The following is a 15,641-nucleotide window of genomic DNA, read 5'->3' on the forward strand; positions in this document are numbered from 1 at the left end:
ATCGCGAAAATGACGCTGCTTGTCATTGGATTAATACTTTGGGTTGCCGCGCATACGTTCAAGCGCACAATGCCAGACCTGCGCGCGCAGATGGGGGACAAGGGCAAGGGCCTTGTCGCGCTTGTGGTGCTTCTTTCTGTTGTCCTGATGGTCCTTGGCTACCGCGCCGCAGATTACACCCATCTTTGGGACCGTACTGGGTGGTCGACGCCCGTGAACAACATTCTGATGGTCTTTGCGCTTTACCTCACCAGTCCTGGCCCAAAGAAAGGCGCGCTGCTTCACAAGATGCGCCACCCGATGCTGACGGGCGTTGTGGTTTGGGTGGTCGCGCACCTCTTGGTGAATGGCGATCTGGCATCGCTTGTCCTGTTTGGCGGGCTTGGCCTGTGGGCACTTGCTGAAATGGTCATCATCAATCGCGCTGAGGGTCCGTGGGTGCCGCATCCAAAAGGAACGGTCGCAAAAGACGGTATGTTCTTCGCAATCTCGATCTTGCTGGTTGGGGTGATCGGCTACATACACACATTCTTTGGGCTAACGCCTTTCGGAGGATGAACACGTGAAACTGTACCGACTGCTGACCGAGGATGACACATCGGCGTTCTGTCATAAGGTGACGGATGCTTTGAACAAAGGCTGGGCGTTGCACGGCGACCCAAGCTATGCGTTTGACGCCACCAAAGGCGTCATGCGTTGCGCACAGGCCGTCGTGAAAGAGGTCGAAGGCACCTACACGCCAGACATCAAACTAGGAGCACAATAGCCATGGCAAAGACCAACGCGGGCCGTTTCTTCGAAGACTACCATGTCGGCGACGTGATCAAACACGCCGTGCCACGCACCGTTTCTGGGGGTGAGCGCGCGCTGTATCACGCACTCTACCCGGCGCGGCATGCGCTGTATTCTTCTGACGAATTCGCCCGTGCCTCTGGTCTGCCTAAAGCGCCGCTGGATGATCTGGCGGCGTTCCATGTGGTCTTTGGCAAAACCGTGCCGGATGTGTCGCTGAACGCGGTCGCCAACCTTGGTTATGCCGAGGGGCGCTGGCTGAAGCCGGTTTACGAAGGCGACACCCTGCGCTCAGAATCCGAGGTGATCGGGGTTAAACAGAACTCCAACGGCAAATCCGGTGTTGTCTACGTACGCACCCGTGGCCTGAACCAAAACGGCGACGTGGTGATGGAATATGTCCGCTGGGTGATGGTCCGCAAACGCGACCTCGATGCGCTCGCGCCGGAAACCGTGATCCCAGACCTGAACAAGGTCATCCCAGCCGATCAACTGGTCATTCCTGAGGGGCTTGATTTCACCAACTATGATTTCGAACTGGCAGGAGAGCCTCACCGCTGGGGGGATTATGAAGTCGGCGAGGTCATCGACCACGTTGATGGTGTGACGATCGAAGAAGCCGAGCACATGATTGCGACGCGGCTTTGGCAGAACACGGCCAAGGTGCATTTTGACAATACCGCCCGTCCAGACGGCACACGGCTGATCTATGGCGGCCACGTCATTTCAATGGCGCGCACGCTGTCCTTCAATGGTTTGGCAAATGCGCAGATGATCGTTGGTCTAAATGGTGGTGCCCACGCGAACCCGTGTTTGTCTGGCGATACCATTCGCGCCTGGACCGAGGTCTTGGACAAAGCGGAAACCAGCGCACCAGGTGTCGGCGCGATCCGTTTGCGGCTTGTAGCGACCAAAGGCGGCGCGCCTTTCGAGCTGAAGGGCGAGGACGGAAAGTACCTGCCTGATGTGCTCTTAGACCTAGATTACTGGGCCTTGATGCCGCTTTAGGCATCTCGCACCAAAAACGACTCATTACTTGGTTGCAGCTTTGCGATCACAGGGCGCGCTATCTTGCAAAGAATATGGACGCAATCTTCAAGTATGTGATCACAGTAAATATTCCTGTGATCACATATGCACCCGTTGTTTGCGCAAACGCCGCTTTCTTGGGGAAAAAGGTCGCGTTTTCGGGTTCTGCACAGTGACATGCGGCAAATTTCCTGTAGTAAGATTGGCAAGGGAACCTGAAAGGATTCAGAATGGCAGACGTGAACCGGGGCAATCGCCCGCTTTCGCCACACCTGACGGTCTATCGGCCGCAGCTTACCTCTATGACGTCGATCCTTGTGCGGATCACCGGCAATGCGCTTTTGGTGACCGGCATCTTGGTGGTCTGGTGGTTCTTGGCAGCCGCGACGTCCGAGGCAGCCTTTGCCACTGCAAACGGCGTTCTGACAAGCTGGTTTGGTGATTTGGTTCTGACGCTTTCGGCGCTTGGGCTGTGGTATCACACGCTGGGCGGCATTCGTCACCTGATCTGGGACAACGGCATGATGCTGGAGCTGGAGCAGGCCGAGAAACTTGGTTGGGCCTGCCTGATCGGGGCGCCGATCCTGACCCTTCTCACCATTATTCTTGTGTAACCGGAAAGGAAGCCAGCCATGCGTTATCTGACTGACCGCAAGCGCGCCACGGGTATGGGCTCTGCCAAATCCGGCGTGCATCATTTCTGGGCCATGAAAGTGTCCTCGGTTGCCCTGTTGATCCTGATGCCGTTGTTTGTCTGCACCTTCGGCAGCGCCTTGGGCGGAGACTACGGCACGATCCTGGAATACTATCAACGTCCATTCCCGGCGATCATCGCGCTGCTGACATTCATCGTGGGCTTTAAGCACTTTAACGATGGTGCACAGGTTCTGATCGAAGACTACGTGCACGGCACCGCGCAGAAAATCACCCTGATCCTTTTGTCCTGCGTCAGCTACGCGCTGATGGCGGCGGGCGTTTTCGCCGTCCTGAAAATCGCACTTTAAGACCACGGAGCTGACAATGGCTGCTTACGAATACGAAACGCATGAATACGACGTGGTTGTGGTGGGTGCCGGCGGCGCTGGTCTGCGCGCCACATTGGGTATGGCCGAACAAGGCCTGCGCACGGCCTGTATTTCCAAGGTCTTCCCGACACGGTCACACACGGTCGCGGCGCAGGGCGGCATTGCGGCGTCCCTGTCGAACATGGGACCCGACCACTGGCAGTGGCACATGTATGACACCGTCAAAGGGTCTGACTGGCTGGGTGACACCGACGCGATGGAATACCTTGCCCGCGAAGCGCCCAAGGCGGTTTACGAGCTGGAACATTACGGCGTGCCATTCTCCCGTACGGAAGAAGGCAAGATTTATCAGCGTCCTTTCGGTGGTCACACCACAGAGTTCGGTGAAGGCCCTGCCGTGCAGCGGACCTGTGCCGCCGCAGACCGGACCGGCCACGCCATCCTGCACACGCTTTATGGTCAGAGCCTCAAGAACAACGCTGAGTTCTACATCGAATATTTCGCCATCGACCTGATCATGTCTGATGAGGGCGAGTGTCAGGGCGTCGTTTGCTGGAAACTCGACGACGGCACCATGCACGTCTTCAACGCCAAGATGGTTGTTTTGGCGACCGGTGGTTATGGCCGAGCATACTTCTCTGCAACGTCCGCCCACACCTGCACCGGTGACGGCGGTGGTATGGTAGCCCGCGCGGGTCTCGCGCTGCAGGATATGGAATTCGTTCAATTCCACCCAACCGGCATCTACGGTTCCGGCTGTCTGATCACAGAAGGCGCTCGTGGCGAGGGTGGCTACCTAACCAACTCCGAAGGCGAACGCTTTATGGAGCGGTACGCACCGCAGTATAAAGACCTCGCGCCACGCGATTATGTCTCGCGTTCCATGACGATGGAAATCCGCGAAGGGCGGGGTGTGGGTGCCGAGGGGGATCACATCTTCCTCAACCTGAACCACCTGCCTGCCGAAGCCTTGGCAGAACGTCTGCCGGGTATTTCTGAATCTGCGAAAATCTTCGCAGGCGTGGACGTCACCAAAGAGCCGATCCCGGTTCTGCCAACGGTGCATTACAATATGGGCGGTATCCCAACCAACTATTGGGGTGAGGTTCTGAACCCAAGCAAAGACGACCCAACTGCTGTTGTGCCGGGCCTGATGGCCGTGGGCGAAGCGGGCTGTGCGTCTGTGCACGGGGCGAACCGTCTTGGGTCAAACTCGCTGATCGACCTCGTGGTCTTTGGCCGCGCGGCGGCGATCCGGGCGGGTAAGGTTGTAGATGCAGATTCTGCGAACCCAACGCTGAACCAAGCCTCTGTGGATGCGGCTTTTGATCGTTTCGATGGTTTGCGTAATGCCAAGGGCAACGTCGCCACCGCTGAATTGCGACTGGAAATGCAGAAAACCATGCAGGCCGATGCTGCGGTCTTCCGTACCGACAAGACCCTGAAAGAGGGTGTTGCGAAGATGACCGATATCGCAGGTAAGATGGACGACCTGAAAGTCACCGACCGCTCATTGGTCTGGAACTCTGACCTGATGGAAACGCTGGAACTGACGAACCTGATGCCAAACGCCTTGGCGACGATCCACGGTGCCGAGGCGCGTAAGGAATCCCGTGGTGCGCATGCGCATGAGGACTACGCAGAACGTGACGACAAGAACTGGCGCGTGCACACCGTCAGCCGCGTCGAGGGCAATAAGGTGGAACTGACCTATCGTCCGGTCATCACCGATCCGCTGACCACCGAAGATGAAGGCGGTATCAGCCTGAAGAAGATCGCGCCGAAGGCACGGACCTTCTAAGGCAAAATGACAGATACGGCGCACAAAACCCTCGCAGATGCGCTCGGCTTTAAGCCGGGCGTGACCCTGCGCACGTTTGGAATGCGCCGTTCTGGAAATCACGCGATCATCAACTGGCTGCAGCGCAATAGCGCAACCGGGTCTGCCTTTCTGAACAACTGCGCTGTCGGGCGCCCAGCGCGGCGCACCTGGCGGTCGATCGAGATCAACGGCGAACGCGTTGGCATCGTCAAAGGTGACCCTTTGGCGACGGTGACGGGCGGACTGAATGACGGTGCGATGGTGATTGTGTCTTACGAAGACTTTTCGCCTGATCCTGACGAAATGGCGGGTGGCTTGACTGCCGATCTAGAGGATGATGCCGTCAGCTATGAGCTGCTGATCTACCGCAACTTTATGAACTGGGCGGCGTCCCTTCTGCGCAAGTTGCAGGCCAATGAGGATCAAGAGACGTTGGATTGCCTGCGCATTATGATGGTCTCGCTGGCCAAATACCGCGACATGTTGGAGCTGGTGTTGAACGCCAAGCCTTTGGGACTGGTGCCGGTCAATTACGACCGCTGGGTCACCCGCGAACCCTATCGTGAAAGCCTGCTGAATGCGCTGGGACTGCCGTGCCGCGATAACAGCCTTGGCGACGTGCAGCCCTATGGCGGCGGGTCGTCTTTCCAGAAAGACGTCACAGATGCACAGCATCTGGAGGCCGACAACCGTTGGCCCGAAATGGCCAATGACGCGATCTTTCAGATCGTGCTGTTGGCGGCAAGTCAGGATCATGAATTGCTGGAACTGATGCGAAAACTAATGCCACGGGATGCCGAGCTTTTGACGAACTACCTAGAGCAAGCAGAGTTTCCCTATCTCGTTCAAGCGGGGGGCATATGAAACACATTCATCTGCTCGACACATCGATATCTAGCGACAACATTGGTGACGAGATCATTGTGGATCACTTGAAAGCGCAACTCTTTCAAAACTTCCCTGACGCCTATTTCACGAGTTCGTCGAGTCACGACGGCTTGGGTGCGTTCGGACGGAAGCTGGCGGCGAAAGCAGATTTGGTTTTTTTGCTGGGCACGAACGCGCTTCATCCCGAATATCGGTTTTTGGGTGGCGGTCTATGGCCGCTGCGGCCCAAAGACGTTTCTGCGCTGGAAAACAAGGTCATCCTGTTCGGCGTGGGTGCGATCAAAGATTTTCAATCGATTCAACCAATGCAAAAGCGATTGCTAAGGCGAGTGTTGCGTAGTGAGGCGACGCATTTTGTGCGTGACAATACGGCGCTTAAGCTCGTTGAGCAATGTGGTCTCAAAGTTGTTAACGGCAGTTGCCCTACACTTTGGTCGTTGGCGACACCAATGAGGTTCGCGCCAAATGATGTGGACAGCGCGGTCTTTTCATTGACCTATTATCGCAAAAAAGCCGTGGATGCACAGTTCGTCGCCTACATGCAAAAACGCTATAAAAAGCTGCATTTTTGGGCTCAGCAGATTGAAGATATTGACTACCTGCAGAGTTTTCCTGACACCCTTTCGATTCCGATACTCCCGCCAAATTTGCGTGCCTATGATGCGTTTTTGAAGGCGGAAGAGTGCGACGTCATAGGGTCACGGTTGCACGGCGGCATCCGCGCTTTGCACGCTGGGCGCCGCAGCGTGATCATCGCTGTGGATAACCGGGCCCGCGATATCGGTCGAGAAACGAGCCTGCCAGTTATTGGCCAAGGCGAAGATATGTCTGTGCTTGAGGAAATGCTGGGAAATGACATCGTTGTAGACATGTCGCCTCTCTCACGTTTGAGAGATACATTTTTCGCGCAGTTTGAGGCGCCGGCAAGCAAGGGAGTCGCCTGATGAAATGTTCAAAGGCCATTCTCGCTGGCCCCTGTTTTCATCGTTCCGGACATTCCGGAACCCCGATCACCCCACGCGCGGCTTGCGCGTCAGGCAACTAAGGAGACGACACATGGTCGAATTTGTGCTCCCCAAGAATTCCCGCGTTACGACGGGGAAAACATGGCCCAAGCCCAATGGCGCAACCAATCTGCGGAAGTTCCAGATTTATCGCTGGAACCCGGATGACGGCAAGAACCCCTCGGTCGACACTTACTTTGTCGATATGGACAATTGCGGTCCGATGATTTTGGACGCGCTGATCAAGATCAAGAATGAGATCGACCCAACCCTGACTTTCCGTCGCTCTTGCCGTGAAGGTATCTGTGGGTCTTGCGCGATGAACATCGACGGGATCAACACGCTGGCCTGTATCTATGGCATCGATGAGGTCAAAGGCGACGTCAAAATCTACCCGCTGCCGCACATGCCTGTGGTGAAAGACCTTATCCCAGACCTAACCCATTTCTACGCACAGCACGCGTCGATCATGCCGTGGCTGGAAACCAAGACGAACCGCCCCGCGAAAGAGTGGAAGCAGTCCATCGAAGACCGCAAGAAGTTGGATGGTCTGTATGAATGCGTGATGTGCGCATCCTGTTCGACCTCGTGCCCATCTTACTGGTGGAACGGTGACCGCTATCTCGGCCCAGCGGCGCTGCTACATGCCTATCGCTGGATCATCGACAGTCGCGATGAGGCGACGGGTGAGCGTTTGGATGAGTTGGAAGATCCGTTCAAACTGTATCGCTGCCACACAATTATGAACTGCGCGAAAACCTGTCCAAAGGGTCTGAACCCTGCAAAGGCCATCGCGGAGATCAAGAAAATGATGGTGGAGCGGGCGGTATAACGCTGTCTGGGTGGGGGGGCGTTGCCCCCTTGGCCTGCGGCCAATTCCCCCAGAGTATTTTTGCAAAGGTGAATAGGGCGGGGAACCGCCCTTTTTGTTGGAGAAGCCATGCATATCGTGATCGGATTGATCTTGGTGCTTGTCATCATGGCGCTGCTAAGTAACCGCAAAACGCGCGGCTGTCGTTGGCGCATGGACCGGTCGCAGAACCGGGACGGGCGGACCTACTTCAAATGCATGGCCTGCGGGGCAGAGGCCTTTACGCTGAATGGTCAGCCGCCGAAGGGCTGTGAGAAGCCCTAGGCAAAGGCTGCTTCTAAAGCAATTTCGACCATATCACCAAAAGACTTCTCGCGTTGGTCACTGGGCAGGGCTTCGCCGGTCAGCAGATGGTCTGAAACGGTGAGAACCGCCAATGCGCGGCAATCGTGTCGGGCGGCGAGGTTGTAAAGCTCTGCCGCTTCCATCTCGACCCCCAAGATGCCATGCCGCACCATCTGTTCGTTCAGGTCCGGGCGCTCGTCGTAAAAGACGTCGCTGGAATAGATGCCGCCAACATGGGTGGGTGTGCCTTTGGCCGCAGCAGCATCAGCCGCTGCACGCAAAAGTCTGTAGTCCGCACAGGGGGCGAAGTTGATTTCTTTGAAAATGCCACGGGACGGCGTCGACAGAGATGTCGCCGTCATCGCCAGAATGACATCGCGGACCTGCACCTTGTTTTGCATTCCGCCGCAGGACCCGATGCGGATCAGCGTCTTGGCGCCAAAATCCTTGATCAACTCATTCACATAGATCGAAAGGCTTGGCATGCCCATGCCGGACCCGTGGATCGTGACCGGATTGCCTTTCCAAGTGCCCGTGAAGCCCAGCATACCGCGCACTTGGTTGATGCATCTCACATCGCTGAGAAAACTCTCTGCGGCCCATTTTGCGCGGTAGGGGTCGCCCGGCAAAAGGACGGTTTCGGCGATGTCTCCGGGGTTTGCTCCGATGTGGATAGTCATGAGGCCTCCTATGCGCGGGTGTATTTGATGAATGGGGTTAGCGTGCCGACACGGTCATAGAGTTTGCGTGCCTCGGCATTGAAATCTTGGGTCATCCAGTAGACGGACGGCGTGCCATTGGCATCGGCGGCAGCGTAGACAGATTCGATCAGGGCGCGGCCAAGGCCGATGCCGCGCGCCTCGGGCAGGGCGTAGAGGTCTTGCAGGTAGGTCACGCGAGCGGTCTGCCAGTTGTGGGCGTGAAAGATGAAATGGACAAGGCCAATCAACGCGCCGTCTTGTTCGGCCACAAGGGCGTTTTGGTCCGTGGTCTTTGGATCGCAGAGCCGTTCAAAGGTTGTGTGTGTCACTTCGTCAGACAGGCTAGCTTCGTAGAATGTCAAATAGCCCTGCCAAAGCCTGTTCCAAGCCTCAAAATCGTCTTTCTGCAGCGGGCGTATGTTAAATTCTGGCATCATCTTCTCCCCAATTGTCTAAGGGGTAGTTCAGATCGACGTCAGGGGCCAGAGCGATTGCAACTGACCTATCGGAACGCTGTCGCACGACCTTACCGGCGAATTTCAAACTCCATGCTTGGCATCACGGTCGGGATGCGGTGGGTTTGCACATCGCGTACAGAGGCCGCGCCAGGGCCTGACCACATTTCCTCAACCAATTGATGAACCGCTTTCTTTTCGCCCTCCAAGTGGGCAATGACAGCACCGGAGACATCGTTACGCACCCACCCTTTCAGACCCAGCGCGTCGGCTCGCGATTTGGTCCAATGGCGGTAGGCGACACCTTGTACATGACCCGTGACGCGGGCTTCGACTGACAGTGGCATGAGATATCCTCCCTGACCAATTCTGGCAGGGAGGATAGATTCTGGCAAATCTTCTTGTTTGGAGCCTATTCAGCCGCGACCGGGCTGGGGTCGGCCAGCACGATGATGTCATGCATGATGGTGTTTAGCTCAAAGTCTTTGGGCGTGTAAACGCGGCTGACGCCCATGGCCAAAAGCCGCTTTGCGTCCTCATCTGGGATAATGCCGCCGACAATGACGGGGGTTTCCGACAGGCCTGCGTCTTTCATGCGCTGCACCAGTTCCTCGACCAGCGGGATGTGAGACCCGGACAAGATCGAGAGGCCAACCACATGCGCACTTTCTTCTTGCGCCGTGCGCACGATTTCTTCGGGTGTCAGGCGGATGCCGTCATAGGTGATGTCCATGCCGCAGTCACGCGCTCGGAACGCGATTTGTTCGGCCCCGTTGGAATGCCCGTCCAGCCCCGGTTTGCCGATCACGAACTTCAGGCGACGGCCCAATTTGTCGCTGACCATGTCAACCGCGTTGCGCAGATCGTCCAATCCTTCGGTTTTGTTCGAGCGGCTGCCAGAGACGCCAGTTGGACCGCGATATTCGCCGTGCACCACCCGCATTTGGGCGGCCCATTCGCCTGTGGTGACACCGGCCTTTGCCGCTTTGATCGAGGCTGGCATAACGTTTGCGCCGGATTTTGCGGCTTCGCGCAGTTCTGTCAGGGCGGCTTCGACGGCGGCTGAATCCCGCGACGCGCGCCAGTCGTTCAGGCGCGCGACTTGCTCTTGCTCGACTGCTGGATCAACCACCATGATGCCGCCATCGCCGGTCATTAAGGGAGAGACTTCTCCCTGTTGCCATTTGTTGACGCCGACAACAACAACTTCACCCGCTTCAATGCGGTTCAGGCGGTCTGCATTGGATTCAACCAAACGGCCCTTCATATAGTCAATCGCGCCAATGGCCCCGTTCATCGTCTCCAGTGTCGCCAATTCGTGGCGCGCGCCTTCCTTGAGTTCAGCAACCTTGCGATCGACCTCAGGGTTGCCATCAAAAAGATCGTCAAATTCCAAAAGGTCTGTTTCATAGGCCATGATCTGCTGCATGCGCATGGACCATTGTTGATCCCATGGGCGTGGCAATCCAAGCGCTTCGTTCCAGGCTGGCAGCTGTACCGCGCGGGCGCGGGCTTTCTTCGATAGCGTCACGGCCAGCATCTCAATTAGGATACGGTAGACGTTGTTTTCCGGCTGCTGTTCCGTCAGGCCCAGAGAGTTCACCTGAACGCCATACCGGAAACGGCGGAATTTTGGGTCTTCGACGCCATAGCGTTCTTGCAGGATCTCATCCCACAGTTCCACGAAGGCGCGCATTTTGCACATTTCTGTGACGAAACGGATACCGGCGTTCACAAAGAAAGAAATGCGCCCGCAAAGCGCGGGAAAATCTTCGGCAGGAACGCGTGGCTTCAATTCGTCCAGAACGGCGATGGCCGTGGCCAATGCGAAAGAGAGTTCCTGTTCTGGTGTCGCGCCTGCTTCTTGCAAATGGTAGGAGCAGACGTTCATCGGGTTCCATTTGGGAACATTGGTGTAGCAGTATTCTGCCACGTCACCGATCATCTTGAGGCTTGGTTTGGGCGGGCAGACATAGGTGCCACGGCTGAGGTATTCCTTGATCAGGTCGTTTTGGACCGTGCCCTGCAGCTTGGCCACATCCGCGCCCTGTTCCTCGGCAACCGCAATATAAAGCGCTAAAAGCCACGGGGCTGTCGCATTGATCGTCATCGATGTGTTCATCTGTTCAAGCGGGATATCGTCAAACAGCGTGCGCATATCCCCCAAGTGGCAGACCGGAACCCCAACTTTGCCGACCTCACCACGGGCCAGAACATGGTCGCTGTCATAGCCGGTTTGCGTGGGCAGGTCGAAGGCCACTGACAGGCCTGTCTGACCTTTCGCAAGGTTCGCGCGATACAAAGCGTTTGATGCCTTGGCGGTGGAGTGCCCGGCATAGGTTCGGATCAGCCAGGGGCGGTCTTTCTGCACTTGCGACATTCTTGGACCTCTCTCGGTGGCTCGGTAATAATATTTCGAAAGGTCGTAATTACGCGGAATTTTTCGCAGTTGTCAATTCGCCGCATCGCGGCAAATTCACGGAAAATGACCAAAAATTACAGAGAACGCGTTCCCTGCATCGCCAAACTGACACGCCAGTGACAGACGTTTTAGCGTGTATTCCAGCCTAAGTTCATATTAAGCCATTGAAAATAATAAATAAAGTAGGGATGCAGTAGGCAAAAGGCAATGTGACGCCACGTTTCTGCAGTTGCAGGGTTATAAAATTTCACGAATGGCCGGGAAAGTGTTGCAATGTTTCGCGCAAGAATCTATCTAAAGCCCAGAAGCGCGATTCTGCATCGCGGCGAAACCAACAGTCAGGAGGCGAAAATGGCTCTGGATTCAGAAAACGGCATCTTCACCTACGAAGCGCCAGAAAAAGATCTGTACGAACTGGGGGAAATTCCTCCCATGGGCTATGTCCCAAAGAAAATGTACGCGTGGACCATCCGCCGCGAGCGCCACGGAGAGCCTGACAAGTCCTTCAAAGTTGAGGTCGTGGACGTGCCGACACTGGATGCCCATGAGGTTCTGGTACTCGTGATGGCGGCAGGCGTAAACTATAACGGCGTTTGGGCGGGCCTCGGCAAGCCGATCTCTCCGTTTGATGGACACGGCGCGGACTATCACATCGCGGGCTCCGATGCCTCCGGCATCGTTTGGGCTGTGGGTGAGAAAGTGAAGAACTGGAAAGTGGGCGACGAGGTTGTCATCCACTGTAACCAAGACGATGGCGACGACGAAGAGTGCAACGGCGGCGATCCGATGTTTTCCAACAGCCAGCGGATCTGGGGGTATGAAACACCTGACGGCTCTTTTGCTCAGTTCACCAACGTTCAGGCGCAACAGCTGCTGCGTCGTCCGACCCACCAGACTTGGGAAGAAAGCGCCTGCTATACGCTGACACTGGCAACGGCATACCGCATGCTGTTTGGTCACCCTCCACACGATCTAAAACCGGGTATGAACGTACTGGTTTGGGGCGCGTCTGGCGGTCTGGGCACCTATGCAATCCAGTTGATCCGCGCGGCAGGGGCAAATGCCATTGGTGTGATCTCTGACGAAAGCAAACGCGACTTTGTTATGTCTCTGGGCGCGAAAGGCGTGATCAACCGCAAGGATTTCACTTGCTGGGGTCAACTGCCAACCGTGAACACGCCGGAATATAACGCGTGGTTCAAAGAAGCGCGCCGTTTTGGCAAGGCGATCTGGGACATCACCGGCAAGGGCAACAACGTGGATATTGTGTTTGAACACCCGGGTGAAAGCACGTTCCCTGTATCCAACCTTGTATGTAAAAAAGGTGGCATGGTTGTGATCTGCGCCGGTACCACCGGCTACAATCTGACCTTTGACGTGCGCTATACATGGATGCACCAGAAGCGTCTGCAGGGTTCACACTTTGCGCACTTGAAACAGGCGGCAGCGGCGAACCAGATGATGATCGAGCGCCGGATTGAACCTTTCCTGTCGGAAACCTTCCCATGGGATGAAATTCCAGAAGCGCACATGAAAATGTTCCGCAACGAGCACAAGCCCGGCAACATGTCGGTGCTGGTTCAGGCCCCCAAAACCGGGCTGCGTACCTTGCAAGAGGTTCTCGACGCAGGCTAACGCCGCCTCTGATATCTATCAAAACTCAAGCCGCCAACGTGATCCTTCGCGTTGGCGGTTTACGTTTGTGAAACGGTTTGCCTGCTATGCACAGCAATAAGGGGTCTGGTATCGCTGAGCTGGGTGTTGCCTTGCCCCATAGGCGCGCAGAGCCGTGCCAGTTCGGACCGTGTCGGGGGCAGGTATGAAATATGAGTGGATTCTGGATGTGATTGCCGATCTGAAATCCTTTGCTGCCGTCAGCGATCTGCCCCGGCTGGCTGCAGAATTGGAAGAGGTACACCTGATTGCAGCGATGGAAATTGCGCAACGGTTGGCGCAAGAGGAAACACCTCAAAGTGCTGCGAATCCTGCGCAGCGGCCTCACTCGTAATCCGGCGCTGGTGCTTTGCTGATCCCGCCTGTAGGGTCCGCCCATGACGACTGCGGTGGTGACATTTTCCAACGATCAGGCTGAGGCCTTTGACCAGATTGCCGAGATCCTAAAGGACTCCGGCGTCGATCTGGAGGACAGCCTGTTATTGCCGCCCAAAAATGGCAAAACCGCCGTTGCCGCCGTGCTGGGCAAAGCGGGATCGGGCAAGACGTTGCTTTTGTCGGAACTGGTTAAAGCCCTGCGAGAGGCGGGAATTTCCATTGTGTCCGGCGACTATGAGGGCAAAAAAGCCTTAGATCGTAGAACTTTGGCAATTTTGGCGCCGACCAACAAAGCAGCCAGTGTTCTGCGTATGCGCGGCGTGCCGGCAACCACCATCCACCGCATCCTTTACAGCCCAGTCTATGACCCGGAATACGAAAAGATCGCCGAATGGCTGGCGGAGAACGGTGAAAAGCCAGAGATCGAAGGGCTAACCGCCGAGGCGCTAGAGCGCGCCCATGCGTTTTATCAGCTTCACAAATCAATCCCCGGTGCCTTGGCCGCCGCTGGCCTGCGTGGATCGGATTTCATCACCGGATGGAAACGCCGGGATGAGCCGCTTGATATCGGCTTTGTCGACGAAAGCTCGATGTTGGATGATCGTCAGTTCGATGATCTGCGCGAAATCTTCTCTACCCTTGTCGTGTTTGGTGACCCGGCGCAGCTGGCGCCGGTCAACCAGTCGGGATCGATGGTCTTTGATAAGCTTCCCGAGGAGGCAAAATTCACGCTGAGCCGCATCCACCGGCAAGAGGCGGACAACCCGATCCTTGATCTGGCTCATGCGTTGTCGGACCCGCAACTGGGGTTTGAGGATTTCGAGCGTATGATCGAAGACAAAGCCCGGCAGGACGATCGTGTGGTCTGGTCGCAGCGAGTGGAGGTCGACTTGATGGCGCGCTCACCCGTACTGGTTTGGCGCAATAATACCCGGATCAGGCTGATCAACGCCTTTCGCCAGGTGCACGGCGCGCCCGAGGATGACCTGTTGGAAGGCGAACCCCTGATCTGCGACGGGATTGAATTGCCGATGAAGCACCGTAAAAAGCGCCTCGACCTTGAGGCGCGCGGGCTGATCAAAGGTGCACAGGTGATTTACCTTGGTCCCGGGCGCAAACCCGGCTTTTCGCGCTTGCATGTCATGGGGGCCGAAGACCCGCAGGTCTCTGCCGCGTCAATTGTGAAAATTGAAAAGCCCGACGAAGAAGAACCCTTTATCCCTTACGCTGCGCGCATGGGAGCGGCCTTTCTGCATGGGGCAGCGGTGACCATCCACAAGGCGCAGGGCAGTCAATGGGAGAACGTGCAGGTTTTCGCGCCGGACTTGTTTGTTGCCGCGCGCATGGGGCGGGTTGAAGCAGGGCAACCCTTGTGGAAAAGATTGGCTTATGTTGCCATCACTCGGGCACAGGAACGCCTTTTTTGGGTTGTAAACAACCGATTGGCGCGGCCTACAGGGCCGCTGAGAACCGATGATTTGAGGGTTGCACCGGCACCCCTGACTTTGAAGGAGCAGATATGAAAAGCATTATCGTGACCGGCGCAAGCTCTGGTATTGGACGCGCAACAGCCGAGGCTTTTCTGGAACAGGGGCACAAAGTCGGCCTGATTGCGCGACGCGGGGATCGGCTGGCAGAGATTGCGGTCAAACATAAGGACGCGGTGGTATTGCCGGTGGACGTGACCGACGAAGGCGCGATGCAGGCCGCGTTTGACAAGTTTCTCGATCTGACCGGGCGGTTGGATGTGCTGTTTAACAACGCCGGTAGCTTTGGTCCGGCTGCTGCGATTGATCGGGTGGAGCTTGACGACTTTGATAACGTCCTGAACGTGAACGTGCGTGGCATGTTCATCGCGGCGCAATTGGCGTTTCGGCAGATGAAAGACCAAGACCCACGCGGTGGGCGGATCATCAACAATGGCTCCTTGTCAGCCCACAGCCCGCGGCCGGACTCTGTTTGCTATACCGTCAGCAAACACGCCATCACCGGCCTGACGCGTAGCCTGATGTTGGATGGGCGTGATTTTGACATCGCCTGTGGTCAAATTGACATCGGCAATGCGCGCACGAATATGGTGGAAGATTTGAACGCGCGCTTCAAAGCCGAAGACCCACGTTCACGCGGCTTGGCTACGATGGATGTCAAGGACGCGGCGCGGTCCGTCTTGCATATGGCAGACCTGCCGCTAGAAGCCAATGTGCCGTTTATGACGGTGATGGCGAACCAGATGCCTTATGCCGGGCGTGGATAGAAGCAGGCCAAACGGGCTGCTGCTTATTTGATCTGATATTG

General features: G+C 56.4%; 18 protein-coding genes. 14 read left to right on the forward strand and 4 right to left on the reverse strand.

Annotation, left to right across the window (positions count from 1 at the left end):
- Positions 1-9 precede the first annotated feature (9 nt).
- From BUA39_RS10625 to BUA39_RS10670, 10 genes are all read left to right on the forward strand, one after another.
- Positions 10-558 (forward strand): NnrU family protein, encoded by a 549-nt coding sequence (locus BUA39_RS10625; RefSeq protein WP_072793189.1) that lies wholly within the window; start codon positions 10-12, stop codon positions 556-558.
- Positions 559-562: 4 nt separating this feature from the next.
- Positions 563-766 (forward strand): DUF1737 domain-containing protein, encoded by a 204-nt coding sequence (locus BUA39_RS10630; protein ID WP_072793190.1) that lies wholly within the window; start codon positions 563-565, stop codon positions 764-766.
- Between the two features lie 2 nt (positions 767-768).
- The gene (locus BUA39_RS10635) at positions 769-1,800 is read left to right on the forward strand and encodes a MaoC family dehydratase (protein ID WP_072793191.1); all 1,032 of its coding nucleotides are present in this window, start codon (positions 769-771) and stop codon (positions 1,798-1,800) included.
- A 251-nt stretch (positions 1,801-2,051) separates the two neighbouring features.
- Positions 2,052-2,435, forward strand: coding sequence for a succinate dehydrogenase, cytochrome b556 subunit (sdhC, locus tag BUA39_RS10640; protein WP_072793192.1), 384 nt, complete (start codon positions 2,052-2,054; stop codon positions 2,433-2,435).
- A gap of 18 nt (positions 2,436-2,453) precedes the next feature.
- Positions 2,454-2,825 carry a succinate dehydrogenase, hydrophobic membrane anchor protein gene (sdhD, locus tag BUA39_RS10645; RefSeq protein WP_072793193.1) on the forward strand — a complete coding sequence of 124 codons (372 nt, stop codon included), beginning with the start codon at positions 2,454-2,456 and terminating at the stop codon, positions 2,823-2,825.
- Between the two features lie 16 nt (positions 2,826-2,841).
- Positions 2,842-4,647, forward strand: a complete 1,806-nt coding sequence (gene sdhA, locus BUA39_RS10650) for a succinate dehydrogenase flavoprotein subunit (RefSeq protein WP_072793194.1) — start codon at positions 2,842-2,844, stop codon at positions 4,645-4,647.
- A gap of 6 nt (positions 4,648-4,653) precedes the next feature.
- Positions 4,654-5,532: a hypothetical protein gene (locus tag BUA39_RS10655; protein WP_072793195.1), complete on the forward strand. Its 879-nt coding sequence runs from the start codon at positions 4,654-4,656 to the stop codon at positions 5,530-5,532.
- Positions 5,529-6,500 carry a polysaccharide pyruvyl transferase family protein gene (locus BUA39_RS10660; protein ID WP_072793196.1) on the forward strand — a complete coding sequence of 324 codons (972 nt, stop codon included), beginning with the start codon at positions 5,529-5,531 and terminating at the stop codon, positions 6,498-6,500. Before BUA39_RS10655 ends, BUA39_RS10660 begins: the two co-directional genes overlap by 4 nt.
- 112 nt (positions 6,501-6,612) lie before the next feature.
- A complete protein-coding gene (locus BUA39_RS10665) occupies positions 6,613-7,392 on the forward strand; it encodes a succinate dehydrogenase iron-sulfur subunit (RefSeq protein WP_072793197.1) in 780 nt (259 codons plus the stop codon).
- A 108-nt stretch (positions 7,393-7,500) separates the two neighbouring features.
- Positions 7,501-7,695: a hypothetical protein gene (locus BUA39_RS10670; RefSeq protein ID WP_072793198.1), complete on the forward strand. Its 195-nt coding sequence runs from the start codon at positions 7,501-7,503 to the stop codon at positions 7,693-7,695.
- Here the strand turns inward: BUA39_RS10670 and deoD are convergent.
- From deoD to BUA39_RS10690, 4 genes are all read right to left on the reverse strand, one after another.
- The gene (gene deoD / locus BUA39_RS10675) at positions 7,692-8,396 is read right to left on the reverse strand and encodes a purine-nucleoside phosphorylase (protein WP_072793199.1); all 705 of its coding nucleotides are present in this window, start codon (positions 8,394-8,396) and stop codon (positions 7,692-7,694) included. The two genes, BUA39_RS10670 and deoD, sit on opposite strands and share 4 nt — an antisense overlap.
- A gap of 8 nt (positions 8,397-8,404) precedes the next feature.
- Positions 8,405-8,854, reverse strand: a complete 450-nt coding sequence (locus tag BUA39_RS10680) for a GNAT family N-acetyltransferase (protein ID WP_072793200.1) — start codon at positions 8,852-8,854, stop codon at positions 8,405-8,407.
- Between the two features lie 89 nt (positions 8,855-8,943).
- Positions 8,944-9,219, reverse strand: a complete 276-nt coding sequence (locus tag BUA39_RS10685; RefSeq protein WP_072793201.1) for an acylphosphatase — start codon at positions 9,217-9,219, stop codon at positions 8,944-8,946.
- A 65-nt stretch (positions 9,220-9,284) separates the two neighbouring features.
- On the reverse strand, positions 9,285-11,252 hold the full coding sequence (locus BUA39_RS10690; RefSeq protein WP_072793202.1) for a protein meaA: 1,968 nt from the start codon (positions 11,250-11,252) through the stop codon (positions 9,285-9,287).
- A gap of 393 nt (positions 11,253-11,645) precedes the next feature.
- On the opposite strand from BUA39_RS10690, the gene ccrA reads away from it, so the two are divergent.
- The 4 genes from ccrA to BUA39_RS10710 all read left to right on the forward strand — a co-directional run bounded on the left by ccrA (position 11,646) and on the right by BUA39_RS10710 (position 15,600).
- The gene (gene ccrA / locus BUA39_RS10695; protein WP_072793295.1) at positions 11,646-12,929 is read left to right on the forward strand and encodes a crotonyl-CoA carboxylase/reductase; all 1,284 of its coding nucleotides are present in this window, start codon (positions 11,646-11,648) and stop codon (positions 12,927-12,929) included.
- Positions 12,930-13,113: 184 nt separating this feature from the next.
- The gene (locus tag BUA39_RS10700) at positions 13,114-13,302 is read left to right on the forward strand and encodes a hypothetical protein (protein ID WP_072793203.1); all 189 of its coding nucleotides are present in this window, start codon (positions 13,114-13,116) and stop codon (positions 13,300-13,302) included.
- 43 nt (positions 13,303-13,345) lie between these two features.
- Complete coding sequence (locus tag BUA39_RS10705; RefSeq protein ID WP_072793204.1) at positions 13,346-14,869, forward strand: ATP-dependent DNA helicase; 1,524 nt, start codon at positions 13,346-13,348, stop codon at positions 14,867-14,869.
- Positions 14,866-15,600 carry an SDR family oxidoreductase gene (locus BUA39_RS10710; RefSeq protein WP_072793205.1) on the forward strand — a complete coding sequence of 245 codons (735 nt, stop codon included), beginning with the start codon at positions 14,866-14,868 and terminating at the stop codon, positions 15,598-15,600. The genes BUA39_RS10705 and BUA39_RS10710 overlap by 4 nt, the downstream gene beginning before the upstream one ends.
- Positions 15,601-15,641: the final 41 nt, after the last annotated feature.

Origin of the sequence: Cognatishimia maritima (assembly GCF_900129685.1) — a bacterium.
Lineage (GTDB): Bacteria > Pseudomonadota > Alphaproteobacteria > Rhodobacterales > Rhodobacteraceae > Cognatishimia > Cognatishimia maritima.

Coding starts and splice junctions, on each gene's coding strand:
- BUA39_RS10625 (WP_072793189.1), top strand. CDS start 10: ATGACGCTGCTTGTCATTGGATTAATACTTTGGGTTGCCGCGCATACG.
- BUA39_RS10655 (WP_072793195.1), top strand. CDS start 4,654: ATGACAGATACGGCGCACAAAACCCTCGCAGATGCGCTCGGCTTTAAG.
- ccrA (WP_072793295.1), top strand. CDS start 11,646: ATGGCTCTGGATTCAGAAAACGGCATCTTCACCTACGAAGCGCCAGAA.
- sdhC (WP_072793192.1), top strand. CDS start 2,052: ATGGCAGACGTGAACCGGGGCAATCGCCCGCTTTCGCCACACCTGACG.
- BUA39_RS10705 (WP_072793204.1), top strand. CDS start 13,346: ATGACGACTGCGGTGGTGACATTTTCCAACGATCAGGCTGAGGCCTTT.
- sdhA (WP_072793194.1), top strand. CDS start 2,842: ATGGCTGCTTACGAATACGAAACGCATGAATACGACGTGGTTGTGGTG.
- sdhD (WP_072793193.1), top strand. CDS start 2,454: ATGCGTTATCTGACTGACCGCAAGCGCGCCACGGGTATGGGCTCTGCC.
- deoD (WP_072793199.1), bottom strand. CDS start 8,396: ATGACTATCCACATCGGAGCAAACCCCGGAGACATCGCCGAAACCGTC.
- BUA39_RS10680 (WP_072793200.1), bottom strand. CDS start 8,854: ATGATGCCAGAATTTAACATACGCCCGCTGCAGAAAGACGATTTTGAG.
- BUA39_RS10635 (WP_072793191.1), top strand. CDS start 769: ATGGCAAAGACCAACGCGGGCCGTTTCTTCGAAGACTACCATGTCGGC.
- BUA39_RS10670 (WP_072793198.1), top strand. CDS start 7,501: ATGCATATCGTGATCGGATTGATCTTGGTGCTTGTCATCATGGCGCTG.
- BUA39_RS10710 (WP_072793205.1), top strand. CDS start 14,866: ATGAAAAGCATTATCGTGACCGGCGCAAGCTCTGGTATTGGACGCGCA.
- BUA39_RS10690 (WP_072793202.1), bottom strand. CDS start 11,252: ATGTCGCAAGTGCAGAAAGACCGCCCCTGGCTGATCCGAACCTATGCC.
- BUA39_RS10685 (WP_072793201.1), bottom strand. CDS start 9,219: ATGCCACTGTCAGTCGAAGCCCGCGTCACGGGTCATGTACAAGGTGTC.
- BUA39_RS10660 (WP_072793196.1), top strand. CDS start 5,529: ATGAAACACATTCATCTGCTCGACACATCGATATCTAGCGACAACATT.
- BUA39_RS10700 (WP_072793203.1), top strand. CDS start 13,114: ATGAAATATGAGTGGATTCTGGATGTGATTGCCGATCTGAAATCCTTT.
- BUA39_RS10665 (WP_072793197.1), top strand. CDS start 6,613: ATGGTCGAATTTGTGCTCCCCAAGAATTCCCGCGTTACGACGGGGAAA.